Here is a 13,471-nt window from a genome sequence, read left to right on the forward strand (position 1 = left end):
CGGCGGGAATATCCGCGTCGGCCGCGTCCGCCAACGGTGCGTCGTCCAGTTCCGGTACACCGGCTTCCGTCTCCGTGTCGAGCGGGGCGATGGCATCCGCGGCGGGAAGATCCGCGTCGGCCGCGTCCGCCAACGGTGCGTCGTCCAGTTCCGGTACGCCGGCCTCCGTCCCCGTGTCGAGAAGGTCCGTTCCCTCCGCCGGCTCCGCGTCCGGAAGGTCCGGGATGTCGGCGTTCGGCGCCTCGGCATCCACCGGAAGCAGGGCCGCGGCCTCGTCGATTGCCGCGTCGGACTCCGCATCGGTCCCCTCCGGAAGGGCCCCCTCTCCGGGCAGCGAGGCGCCAAGGGCCGCCGTCGCCGGGTCCAGGCTGAGGTCGATCGGGTTCCCGTCCGCGTCGAAGAGCGGTTCCGCCTCCTCCGCTCCCGGCAGGAGCGCGGAGATGGAGGCCGAACGCCCGAGCCCAACGATCGGCGAAGGCGGGATCGGAGGATTGGTGCCGCCGGTGACGGTCACGTGGAACGTCCCGCCGACCTCCTGGGACGTATCGGTGCTCTCGTTGGCCGTTCCGGCGTTGGCGACGTCCACGGTCTTCGCCGTCACGGTGATGTCCTTGTCCAGGTTCCAGTTCGTCTTGAAGGCGAGGTCGGGCACCTCGTTGTGGGCGATGCCGGAGATCGTGTAGGTGTCCGAATCCGCGTCGTAGGCCGCGTTGCCCTTGGTGAAGGTGGCGCCCGATCCCAGGCCCTTCAGGGTCAGGGTGACGGTCTCGGACCCGTCCGTGTCCGCTACCGTCGCGTTCAGGTTGATGCGGATGTCCTGGTTCGCCTTGCCGAAGGTCTGGGTGGGGTTGATGGTCAGCCCGTCCGCCTTGGCGTCGACCACCACGTCGAAGGTTTTGGCGTCCGCATTGGGGGACTGCCCCGCTTCGCCGGAGTAGACCGTCAGCGTGATGCCCGAGGCGGTGCCGCTGAAGTTCTTCGGCGCCTCGACGGCGATGTAGGCGGGCAGCTTCCCCTCCGTCAGGGGGATGCCCCAGGTGCCGTCACCCACGTTCTGAGCCTCCTGAGCGCTGGCCGCATCGGCCCCGACGAAGACCTTGTAGTCGTTCGGGACGTGCTCCAGCTTGGCCGCGACGACCGCCTCCGACCCGTCCTTGTCGTTCAGCCCCGTGCCCTCAACCTGGATCTGCACCCGCGTGTCCTCGGCCCCCCTGGCGGAGGCGATCTGGAGGTCGTAGCCGCTGTTGACGGCGCCGACGTGCACGGTCTGCGCAGCCGTGCTTGTCACGGTGCTTGCTGCGTTCGCCTCCTGCGAGACGACGTGGGCCTTGACCGTGAAGTCGCCCGAGGCGTGCGTCTCCGGCCTGTAGGTGAGCGACACGGTGCCGCTGCCCTGAGCGCCGCCGACGCTCACGCCCTCCAGCACGTAATACTTGCCGTCGGCCAGCCCCGCAACACCGCTGACGTTCGTCTGGGTGATGGTGGTGCCCTGGTACTCCAGTGTGCCCCCGGTTCCGTTGGCGGGCTCGGCGATCTGGACGTACATCTTGCCGTCGACGATCGTCGTATTGGCGCCGTCGGCCGTGTTCGCCAGGTCGATGGTGATGGGCACCGGAGCCCCCTCGGCCACGCCCGGGGCCGCGACCGTCATCGTCATCGGGTCCGTCACGGGGGTGACGCCCGTCGGCTCGATGTTCTTCAGGTCGGCATGGCCGTAGGTCGTTTCGTCTGAGGCGTTGCTGGCGACGGTGTAGCCGCGAATGTCCGCGTCGAACTTGATGTCCAGGGCATCGCCAGGGGCCTTGTTGGAGTTCCAGTCCTGGGGCAGCTTCAGCGTGACCCGCTGCAGAAGGGCTTGCACGCTAGCATCAGCGCTTGCCAGGTCGCCGGCCCCCTGAGCCGAGGCGGTCCAGGCGTCCCGCATCACGCCATGATCGTCCGCGACCTGGGTTCTGGTCATCCCCTCCACCTCGATCCGGGGATCCAAGCCCTTGAGGGTGATGACGTAGGTCCCTGCGCGGTCGTTGCCGGTCGCCAGAACCTTGACGCCGATCAGGTCGTTCAGGGTGATCGGCTGGTCCTCCGTCGCCGCGAAATCCTTCTTTGTGGCCTCCAGGGTCGGGGGAATGTAGTTCGAGTTTCCGGCCGCTGTGATATTCGTATTCAGAACCCACGACGTCTGGGACTGCTCCAGCTCGAGGGCCGTGCCGTCCTTGCTGAAGGCCGTCGCCTTCATCGTGTAGGTTCGCTGAGAGTTGTTGAAGATCCCGCCCGAGTTGTCCAGAGTGAACTCCAGGGTCTTGGTGAGGGTCCCGCCCGCAAAGGCGCTCTCGCCCTCCGGGACCTCGACCATCCAGCGGTTGACCGGGAAGGCGCCGCCGGTCACATCGCCCGGCTCCGGCGTGCCCGCGCCCACCAGGAAGCCGCCCTTGATGCTGACGCCGTTGGGCACGTTGTCCACGATGAGGTACGACAGCTTCTCGCTGCCGTCCGTGTCCGCCACGCCGCCGGCCTTCGGGTCCGCCTTCTGGTCCACCTTGACGTCGACCGAGAAGGTGGCCTGGCTGTTACTGCCAACCTTGGTGATCGTGAGGCCCGTCGTCCCGTTGACCGTCATCGTCCCGGTTCCTTCCGCGATGGTGGCAACGGAGGAGCTGGTCTCGTCCGTCACGGGGGCCAGCTTCAGGGTGTAGTCGCCGTCGAACTGCTTGGTCGCCATGGGCAGGCTCCCGTCCGCCGGGGCGTCGCCCACCGTGTACTTGACGCCGAAGCGGACCTCCGCGTCGCCCAGGTTCGCCGGTCCCTTGGCGTAGATGTTGTTCAGATCGGCGTTTTCGATCTTGTACCAGCCATCCGTTGCGGTGAGAGCGGGGCCGGCCGCGCCCAGCGTCAGGGTGACCTTATGGCTTGGGTCGTCGACGTCCGAGGCCTTGATCCAGACGGCCTGGATCGTCTCGTCGGTGTCGCCGTTCTGGTGCCGGACGGAGAAGTCGAGTTTCGCTGGGACGTCCTCCTTGCCGGAGGCCGTGAGGTTCATGGACGCCTCCGGGGTCGGGGTCACCTGGATGGTCACGTTGGCCGTCGCGGCGTTGGGGTTGGCGTTGCCGTCGTCCTCCACGGTGACGGCCCGCGTCGTGAAGTTCAGCGTCCCACTGTAGTTCTTCGGCACCACCACACCCGCGGCGCCGCTGTCGAGGCTGTCCTTGGCGATGAGCCACTCCCGTCCCGTCCCCGTCCCGCCCAGGAACTCGGCCCCGGTCATGTCGAACCCGTCGGCGAGCCCGGAGACGACCAGCGAGAGGGTCTCAGAGCGGTCGGCGTCCGTCAGGTCTACGGTCTGGAAGGCGTCCTTCAGGGCGATCTTGCCGCCGTTGGCCTCGGCGGCCTCCTCTGTCGTCGCCAGAGGCACGGCGACGAGCGTCGCAGCGTCGGCCACGCCCTTGACGTCAATATGAAGGTCGAGCTCCTTGGCGACGGGGTTGACGTGCGTGAACGTCTCGGTCTGTCCGGTGAGGTTGCCCGAAGCGTCGAACTTCGGGACCGTGATGGTGTCCACGCTCACCGCGCTGACCTTGAGGGTGATGTCCTCATTGCTGTTTTCGGGCGGCTGAATCGAGAGCTGCTTCGTCCTGTCGAAGTTCTCTATGGTCAGGCTCCCGCCCGTGACGGTCTGCTCGACGTTGTCATAGAGGATTTTGGCCCTATCGGGAATGCCCGTCAGGGTGACCCTGAAGGTCTCGTTCGGGTCCTGGCTGGTGGGGACGATCTTGCCCGTCAGGTCGATGGGCGTGTCCTCCTGCCCCTTGGCCTGAGTGGCCGAGAGGGTGACCTCGTCCGCCAGGGGCTTGACCAGGACGTTCCTCAGCCACGCCTCGCCGGACGTAGCGGTGTCGACAGCGCCGCCGTCCGGATCCGTATCGACCGTGTGGGCCTCCACCTTGATCCGGAAGGCACCGGCGGCGTTCGGGGGGGCGGTGAACTTGACGGAGTCGAGCGCCTCTACAGGGACCTTGACCCCCGTGGTCCCGTCGAACGTCCCCGAGCCGCCGGTCCACGTGAACTTGGACCCGGCCGCCGTGACGAAGCCGCCGGCGCCGGCGTTGGCCTTGGGGTCCCAGATCTCCGGGCTCAGCAGCGCGTAGGTCTTCTCGCTGCCGTCGGCATCCTGATTGGCCCAGCCCGCCTTGAGGTTGAACCCCTCGGAGTTGAGGTCAAAGGCCTGATCCTCCTGCGTTTCGCCGCTGTAGACCTTGCCCGTCGTCATCGTCAGGTCGGGGGTGCCGTCACCATCGGTGTCCATCCCGATCTTCTCCGCCACGGGAGTGACCTTGACCGTGACGTTCACGACCTTGGTGCCCGTGACGTCGTTGAATCCGGTGGACGTGTCCTTGGTCGACACGGCGACCTTGATGACTTCGTCTTTGCTGGAGTGTGCGGGGGCCACGGCGGTGTATTCGTCACGGTGGGCCATATCGACGGAGTGCCCTGCAGAGATGGGGTGCCCATTGTGATCCTTGAGCACCCAGCCCGCGGGGATCTCGGTGATGGTCATGCCGGTGATCGTCTCGCTGCCGTCGGTGTCCGACAGCGCGATGTTCTCCAAGAACTTCGCGCCGCTCGTCCCTGTGCGCCCCGCGTCCTCGACCATCTGGGCCGATGCGGTGGGCTTGACGTCGCCCGCCACCGGCGGGATGCGCAGGTTCAGGGTCAACGTGTCCACCTTGCTGACCGCAAGGTTGTCGGCCGTGCCCGTCATGAATGAGGCCGCGTTGGGGTCGGGCGTCAGCATGGAGTTGAGACTGGAGTCCGAGTCCTTGTCCTGCGCCACGAGCGACACGGTAATGCCGTTCAGGGTGCCGCTGAAGTTTGCCCCGCCCCTGATGTTGATGTCCGGAAAACCGGTCTCGGAATTGCTCAGGTTGGGGGCCTCGACCTTGATGGACCCGCCGGCGTTGACGGTAGTGCCGTTGACGACGATGGGGGTGGCGGTGGGGTTCTTGATGACGAACCAACGCGTCTCACTGCCGTCCAGGTCCCCGAAGCTGCCCTTCAGGAGGTTCTTCAGGTTGTAGTTAGTGTCCTCGTTGACCTTCAGGGTCAGCGTTCCGTTGGCGCCTCCCGCGAGGGCGGCGACGTCCGTTCCCAGGGCACCGACGGCTGCCTCGTTCCACGTCAGGTCCACGTCGTCCGTCACGGCCTTGACCTCCACGTGGGCGTTCGTCTCGGAGGTCGCGCCGGGCACGCCCGGAAGCACGTTTCCGGCGTTGTCCACCTCATACTCGGTCACCGAGACCTTGATGTCGATGTCCTCGTGGCTGTCCGCGGGCGGGGTGATCGTCAGGGCCTCGTACTGGGCCTTGGTCATGGAGATGACTCCCGGCGTCGCGGCGGCGCCGGCCACGTGATAGTTCGGGTCGTCGGTGAGGACGATCTTGAGGACGCCGCCGGTGGGGTTCAGGAGCGTTCCGCCATTGAAGACCTTTGCGCCCGCGGGGATGTCGGAGAGCGTGATGGCGCCCAGGCGCTCGGGGTTGTCGTGGTTGTCCGCGCTGCCCGTCAGGTCCGTCTTGTCCGTGATGGTCGGGGCCTTCAGGCCCAGCGCCACGGTGTTGTCCTCCAGGACGTCCTTAGACGAGGCCGTGAGCCCCGGTGTGTCGGACACCGGCTTGACGGTGAGGGTCAGCGTGCGCGTGTCGAGAGCGGGATTGGGCGTCACGCCGGGGATGGTCGCCTTGTAGGTGATCTGTGGCACCGGGCCGCTGTAGTTGGCCGTGGGCGTGAAGGAGTAGGAGCCGTTGGCGTTCAGGGTGAAGGAGCCGATGGTCTGACCCTCGGCGTTGGTGACGTTGACGGGGATCCCCACGGCATACGTCCCCGCCATGCCGTCGATCGTAAAGCTCTGGACCGTCACGGACTCGCCCGTGTCGGGGTCCTGGACGAAGCCGGTTCCGTCGGTGAGGGCGTTGCCGGTGACGCCGTTGTCCTCGTTCGTCGCCTTGATGACGTTGGTGCCCAGCTGTCCCGTCTGGTCGGTCCCCGTGATAACGATCTTCACCACCTGCGTGTCCGAGGCACTGTGGGGGTCCGTGGCCTTCACAGTGTAGTCGAGAGTGAGCGTCTTGTCCTTGGGGATGAACTTGAAGGCCTCAAGCTCCGGCGGCAGGTCCGCCTTGCTGGAGTCGAAGGTCCACCGGATCACGTTCGCCTCGCTGGTTTGCGTGTTGGTCAGCCCACCGGCCACGTTGAACATCTTCAGGAGCTCCCCCTCGGTAAGCCCGGCGGGCAGCGGGCCCGTGTAGGTGCTCTCACCCGTGTTGACCGATACGCCCGTCTTGGCCACCGTCACGACATCGTGGGTGTCCACGTCGGCCAGGGACAGGGTTCCGTTTGAGGTCAGGGGGGTACCGTTCTCCGTCAGGTTCGCCCGGTCACTGTCCCCCGCGCGCACCGTGATGTCCGGCGTGTCGTTGGCGCCGTTTATGGTGATGGTGAGCGTGGTGTGCTTCACGCCGCCTTGACCGTCGGAGACCGTGTAGGTGAAGACGTCCTCCTTGGTCTCTCCCACTGCCAGGGCCTGAACCTCGGGCTTGGTGTTGTCGAGGGTATAGGTGTAGCTGCCGTCGGCGTTGATGACGACGGTGCCGTAGTCGCCGGTGACCCCCGCACCGCCGACGTTGCCCGTGGGCGGCGTCCCATTGGGGGCCACGGTGCCCGCGACGACGCCGACCACCGACAGCGTCCCTCCGTCGGGGTCCGTGTCGGTCCGATCGCCGGCGCTTACGGCGTTGATGACGTTGCCGGTGGCGGTCGTCGTGGTGTCCTCCGTCACGGTGTTTCGGTCCGGGTTCGCTACGGGAGGCTCGTTGGCGCCGTTGATGGTGATGGTGACGGTGGTGGTGGCGGTGCCGCCGTGCCCGTCCGAAACCGTGTAGGTGAAGGTGTCCGTCAACGTCTGTCCCGGGGTCAGTCCGTTCACGACCGGGTCGCTCGAGTTTGGTGTGTAGGTGTAGCTGCCGTCCGCATTGATCTTAATGGTGCCGAACGCGCCCGGCACGTTCGACCCCACGTTGCTGTCGGCCGAGGGGTGGGTGCCCGCGACGACCCCGACCACCGTCAGCGTGTCGCCGTCGGGGTCCGTGTCGTTCGTGATCACGCTGCCCGTCACCGCGGGCCCGTCCTCGGAGACCTGGTTGGTGTCGGGGGTCGCCGTGGGGGGCGTGTTGGGGCCGGGCGGAGGCGGGGGAGGGGTCGTCCCACCGGGGCCACCGGGGGTACCTGGGGTACTGGGATTGGGCTGCGGTTTCGGCTGGGGAGCGGGCTGTGGTTGAGGCTCCGGCTGCGGGGCAGGCTGAGGCTCCGGCTGGGGGTTGGGCTGCGGCTGTGGGGCGGGCTGAGGCTGAGGGGTGGGCTCAGGCTGCGGGGTAGGCTCAGGCCTCGGCGTCACCGGAGGGACGTCGGTGAACTGGTCACGGGGATGGTTCGGCAGATAGCTGTCCGGACGCCCGGCCTGGGGGTAGTCGATCTCCACTCCGTACAGCGGGAACTTGACGCGGTCCAGGTCGAACGTGTAGGCGATGCGGGGGTTCGCCGTGTGGCGGCTGGAGAACTTGAAGACCTCGTTGACGTCGAGGCCCAGATTTCCCTGGTCGAAGAAGCGCGTGTCCTGCAGGTAATCCTTTCGGTAGGCCTGGAAGGCCCCGAAGCCGCCCAGGTTGGACTCGACCCCGTCGGCACTTTCCTCGCCGGACGCCGTCAAAGCGTCCGGAACGTCCTCCGGTGCCCCGTCCGATGGGCGCGGCGCCAGGTTCTGGGGCGTCAGTGCGAACGAACGGTGCGGCGGGATTCCGAAGACGTCGCCGTCGGGGCCTTCGAAGTAGACGCTTCCCGCCTGGGTGACCAAAACGTCCCCCTGGTGAAGCACGTCCCCCTCCTTGATGGGGACAAGAGAACCGTTCGGTCGGCGGACGAACGCCACCCCCTCCACCCGCAGTACTTTCACTGCCAACATCGTCTGTGCCATGGAATACCTCCTAAAAAATTTTTGAAAACGGGGCGACAGCCCCAGAATTTCCAGCTTTGCATCCACCTTGACGGCGTGCACATCTCCTGCGCTCTTTCGTTTTGCGTTTGCCGTCGATGCCCAGCCCCTCCGGCGGAGCGGCGTTTCTATAAAGAACCAGCCCCTCCGGGAACAGGCCCTGGAGAGGCGATTTTTATCATCCCAAAAATCGTCCGTTACCTCTCTCTGAGAGCACTGGATTTCGCACGAAGGAGCGGCCGGAGCAGATAGCTCAGGATCGTCCTCTTGCCCGTCTTGATGTCCACCTGGGCGACCATGCCCGGGAGGATGGGAAGGTCCTTGCCGAAGTCGCTCTTGCCAATCCGTACGCGGCCACGGTAGTAGGTGTTGCCCCTCTCGTCCGTGATCGTGTCCGGTGTTATCGAGTCGATCGTCCCGTCGATGCCCCCGTAGACGGCGTACTCGTAGGCCGTGAACTTCACCACCGCCTCCTGCCCGGGCCGGATGAACGCCCGGTCCTTTGGGGAGAGCTGCGCCTCGACGAACAGCGTCTGTTCGTCCGGGACGATCTCCGCCACCAATCCGCCCGGCATGATGACGGCCCCCGTCGAGTTGACGGCCAGCCGCTTCACCGTACCCGCTATGGGGGACCGGACCTCGGAGTGGACGATGCGGTCCGACAGGGCGCGGTTGCCCTCGGCCAGCCCCTCCATCTCACCCAGCGTTTCGCTGAGCTGGTTCCTCCACTGCGCCTGGGAACGGAACTCCAACTCCTTGAGCTGCCCCTCTCCCTCCTGGATGGAGGCCTTGATGCGCGAGATCTGGGCGCTCGCCTGGCTCCGGTCGGCCCGGGCCTGGGCCGCGGCCTTCTCCAGCCGCATGACCTCCAGCTTGGGGACGGCACCGCTCTCCAGAAGGGGCCGCGTTATCTCCAGCTCCTGCTCCGCCAGGCTGTAGGATTGATTGGCGTGGGAATACCGTGCGCTGGCGTCCGCCAGCTCCTGCTGACGCTGCCGGTTCTGGTCCCGGATGACGCTCATCCGGGAGGCGATCTCCTGAAGGCTCGTCTCGTAGAGCTTGCGCTCGCTGGCCACGATATCGGGGATGGCCTGGAGCAGGTCCTCGGAGACCACAAACGGGGTCCCTGAGCTCAGTGCCTCCAGACGGGCCGCCCTGACCCGAAGGGTCAGCAGCTTGACCTGCTGCTGGCCGAGCATCGAGTCCACCCGCACGGGGTCCAGGCGCAGCAGAACCGTGCCCTTCTCCACCCGCTCGGCCTCCTTCACCAGAATGGCCTCGACCACCCCGCCGTCCACGGACTGCACGGGCTGGGTCCCCGAAGGCGCCACGGCCTTGCCGGTGCCGCTCACGACCTCGTCGATGGGGGCGATGCCCGCCCAGACCAGGAGGGCTATCAGGGTTACGGCGATGGCGTAGATGATCCCGCGGCCCTTCGCGGGGTTTTGTTCCTCGAAGGCCCAGGCGCTGTCGACGGTCCAGTTGTCGGAGGTGCGGACCGCACCGGGAGCGGCGAGGCGGGCCGCAAGCCCCCCTGTGGCCTTCCTGCTGTAGCGCTCCATCCCCTCCACCAGGTCCCCGACGCGCTCAAATCCTTTTTTGTCCATGGGCTCAAGCACTCGCGACCCCCCCCTCGATCTTCGCAGGCTTTGCCTTGGAGCGGTAGAGTGCGCTCAAAATCTGCTCCTTGGGGCCGTCTGCGGCCACCCTTCCCTCGTCCAGGACGATGATTCGATCCACCAGGTCCAGGAGAGCCGTTCGGTGCGTGACCAAAAGCAGGGTCCGCCCGTCCACGAAAGAGGAGAGACGGCTCCGCACGTGGTCTTCGGTCGCGTTGTCCATGGAGGCCGTCGGCTCGTCCAGCAGCAGGACCGGCGCCTGCTTCAGAAGGGCCCTGGCAACGGCTATGGTCTGGCGCTGGCCGGAGGACAGGAACTCCCCGCGCTCCCCGACCTGCATGTCGAACCCGCGAGGGTGCAGGTTGGCGAAGCGGTCGACCCCCGCAGCCTCCGCGGCCCTGAGGATCTCGACGTCGGTGCGCGGAGGGTTGCCGAACAGCAGGTTCTCCTTCAACGTTCCGAAGAAGAGGATGACGTCCTGGGGGACGGAGGCCACGTTGCGCCGGATCTCCGCGGGGTCGATGGAGCGGATGTCTGCCCCGTCCAGGAGGACGGTCCCCTCCTGCGGACGATGAAGCCCCAGGATCAGCTTGCCGACCGTGCTCTTTCCGGACCCCACCCGCCCGACCAGCGCCACCCGCTCCCCCCGCGCAATGCGGAAGGAGACCCCGGAGAGTGCGGGCCGCTCCTGTCCCGGGTAGGTGAAGGTCACCCCCTGAAGCTCCAGGTCGCCCGCGAGCCTCGGGCGGCTGAGAAAAGCCGCCTCGGCCGGACGCTCCGTCTCCTTGCGCATGATGTCGTCGAGGGCGGCCAGGGATCGGGAGGCGGAGTGGTACTGCATCATCAGCCCCGCCGCCTTGCCGACGGGCGCGATGCAGCGGGACGAAAGCATGGAGACCGCGATGAGGGCGCCCATGCTCAGGTTGTTGCTCACGACCAGATAGACCCCCACCACCATGGTGATCACGGATACCGACTGCTGCACCCACTGGATTCCGTTGATGACGGAGCCCGACAGCAGCCGGAGGCGGGTGTTGGTCAGCTCCAGGAACGAGACCGCACGCTCCCAGCGCATCTGGACGTGCGACTCGGCTCCCTGGGACTTCACGGTCTCCATCCCCACCAGGCTTTCGATGAGCGTGGCATTCTTCAAGGCGCTTGCCCGGTTCGTGGTCTCCGCGAGATCCCTCATGGTCCCCTGGATCAGGGCGGCGTGAAGCAGGATCAGCAGCGAGCCGACCGCCAGCGGGATCGCGAGGGGCCAGGCGATGATCGCGATGACCGCCAGAAAGAAGAGGGAAAAGGGCAGATCGACGTAGGCGAACAGGGTGGCCGAGGAGATGAAGTTGCGCACCGACTCGAACCCCTGGATGACGTTGGCGAAGGACCCCACCGAGGGAGGCCGGTCCGCCGCCTTCAGCGCCAGGATCTGCTCCATCAGCAGGGCAGAGAGCCGGGCGTTCGTCCTCGCCGCCGCGTTGTCCACGAGACGGCTCCGGGTTGCGTTCAGCAGGTAGTCCGCCGCGATCATGATCAGGACCCCGATGGCGGTGACCCACAGGGAGTCCATAGCCCGGTTCGGGACGATCCTGTTGTAGACGTTCATCGTGAAGAGCGGCATCGCCAGGGCGAAGACGTTGGAGATGGCCGAGGCTGCGATGACGTCCCGGTAGATGGCGCGGTTCTCGGAGATGGAGCTCCAAAACCAGTTGCTGCCCTTATCTCCGTGGTAGGACGGGGCGCGCTCGTCGAAACGAAAGACCGGTTTGACGTAGAAGGCGTATCCCGAGTAGCGCGCCTCCAGCTCCTTGAGAGGGACGGTGGCCTCCCCCTGATCGAGTTCGGGGAAGAGGACCTGTGCCGTCCCCCCCTTGAGGTCGGCGGAGAGCAACAAACAAGCCCCATTGCCCTCAAGGACGAGGATCAAAGGGGCCAAAGCCGTATTGAGCCTTTGCAACGGAGCACGGACGACGCGGCTGGTCATTCCGGCGCGGGCCGCTGCGCGATCTACGCAAGAAGGGACAAGCCAATCGTTCTCCAGAGGAAGGCCCGAGAGCAGCCTGTCGACGGAGACCGACAGGCCGTGCATCGAAGCGATTTTGAGCAGACAAAACGTCAGCGGACCGCCTCTTTCCGTGCCCTGTCCGGGGTCGAATTGCCCCTCGTTTCCCTGCGAGGCCTCAAGAGGGGACATGGTTATTTTTTAGCCGCGGACTTTTTGCCCGCCTTTGTGTCGGCCTTTTGGATGCCGACTTCCTCCAGGCTGGGAACATCCTTGCGCACGATCTGGTAGGCCGCGACGAGCCCCCCCACTTCATGAAGGTAACTGGCTTTGGCCCCCTCGTAGCTGAAGAGGGCGTTGATGTAGGCTCGCTTGGCCTGGAAGGACTCGTTCTGCGCATCCAGGAGGTCGAGAAGGCTGCGACGCCCCACCTCGAACTGCTTCCGGTAGGCGGCCTCCATGGCCTCGGCGGACTTCTGGTGCTGATCCAGATGCTCCAACTGCTTGTGGAAAGTGTCGATGTCGTTGTAGGCGACCAGAAGAGCCTGGGTGACCTCGCGCTCCGTCTCCTTCAATATCTCCTCGGACTGCTTGTAAAGCTCCACGAACCGGCGGATCGTGGCCTCGTCCGTGCCTCCGTTGTAGAGGTTGTAGCGGATGACGAGCTCGATCATCGACTTGTCCTTGCGGCCTTTTGTTCCGTCGGTGTCATTCTCCAGGTTCAGGCCGCCGCGGAGTTCAACTCGGGGAGACAGCTTGGCCTTCTGTTCCTCAAGGGCGAGGCGGGTGGACTGCACGCTCTGGGCCACGCCATTCTGGCGAGGACTCGAAAGCATGCCGAGGCGCAGCGCCTCCTCCGGAGAATCGGGACGCTTCAGATCGATCCCGCCCCACTCCATCTCCTCATCGGGCATCTCGCCAACGGTACGGAGGTATTGGGTGGACGCGTCGTGAAGGTTGCCCTCCTCGGTGATCAGGTTGACGCGGGCCAGGGCCACACGCCCCTTGACGACCTCCATGTTGGCGGAGCTCTCAAGCCCCGCGCGGGAGCGGGATTGAACCAGCTTCATGATCTCCTCGTGACGCTCGAGGTTCTGTTTCGCCAGACGGATCATCTCCCGGTAGCGGTTGACGTCGTCATGGCTGCGGAAGGCCAGCAGGGCGATCTTCTCCATCGAGGCCCGCAGATCGTAGTACTTGGCGTTCTTGGCGTAGCCGAACTTCTTGACCTGGCTCCGCGTCAGCCCGCCGTCGTAGAGCATCTGGCTGAGCGTGAGGTAGGCGCCCTCGCGGAAGTAGTTGTGTTGGTCCCGGCCGTCGTATCCCGAACCGCCGAGGTTCTCCCAGCCCACCGAGGCGGAGAGGTCGATCCTGGGACGGTAGCCGCCCCGTGCGGCCTCCTGCTCCTCCTCCGAGGCACGGAAGGCATGCCATGCGCCCTGGACGTCCGGATGGGAGAGGACCGCCTGCTGGATGCTCTCCTTCATGGTCCTGCCGAAGGCGGGAAGTGCGACAAAAACGGATAGAATCGCCAGGATTCTCATGATCTTGGACATAGCTTTCAAAATTGTTGCCTCCTTAAAAAAGTGGTCCCAAAAACTCTTAAAAGTGCTTCAGCAAAGCACAAACAATCCAAATCAACCATCACGCAAACGCTTTTTGAACCCTTATTCGTTTTATCAGTAATGATTCAATCAAAAATAAGGAGCCTCAACACGTATTATTTTAAAGAGCATCTTTAAAGACTATCAATCTTAAGACTCTGAGTCAATGGGTTTTTAGACCAAAAATCCACGGGCAAGGTTTTTAAGA

Annotated in this window: 4 protein-coding genes; all 4 read right to left on the reverse strand. The window is 65.3% G+C overall.

The features are described 5' to 3' along the window. The coding region (locus ACO41U_RS07865) for a VCBS domain-containing protein (RefSeq protein ID WP_485942954.1) at positions 1–8,020 on the reverse strand (8,020 nt) is incomplete at its 3' end. Positions 8,021–8,235: 215 nt separating this feature from the next. Then, a complete protein-coding gene (locus ACO41U_RS07870; RefSeq protein WP_298780573.1) occupies positions 8,236–9,657 on the reverse strand; it encodes an HlyD family type I secretion periplasmic adaptor subunit in 1,422 nt (473 codons plus the stop codon). Then, positions 9,650–11,851 carry a type I secretion system permease/ATPase gene (locus ACO41U_RS07875; protein ID WP_485942956.1) on the reverse strand — a complete coding sequence of 734 codons (2,202 nt, stop codon included), beginning with the start codon at positions 11,849–11,851 and terminating at the stop codon, positions 9,650–9,652. Before ACO41U_RS07875 ends, ACO41U_RS07870 begins: the two co-directional genes overlap by 8 nt. Positions 11,852–11,853: 2 nt before the next feature. After that, positions 11,854–13,215 carry a TolC family outer membrane protein gene (locus ACO41U_RS07880; RefSeq protein ID WP_485942958.1) on the reverse strand — a complete coding sequence of 454 codons (1,362 nt, stop codon included), beginning with the start codon at positions 13,213–13,215 and terminating at the stop codon, positions 11,854–11,856. Positions 13,216–13,471 lie beyond the last annotated feature (256 nt).

Source organism: Fretibacterium sp. (assembly GCF_057312375.1).

Coding starts and splice junctions, on each gene's coding strand:
- ACO41U_RS07880 (WP_485942958.1), bottom strand. CDS start 13,215: ATGTCCAAGATCATGAGAATCCTGGCGATTCTATCCGTTTTTGTCGCA.
- ACO41U_RS07875 (WP_485942956.1), bottom strand. CDS start 11,851: ATGTCCCCTCTTGAGGCCTCGCAGGGAAACGAGGGGCAATTCGACCCC.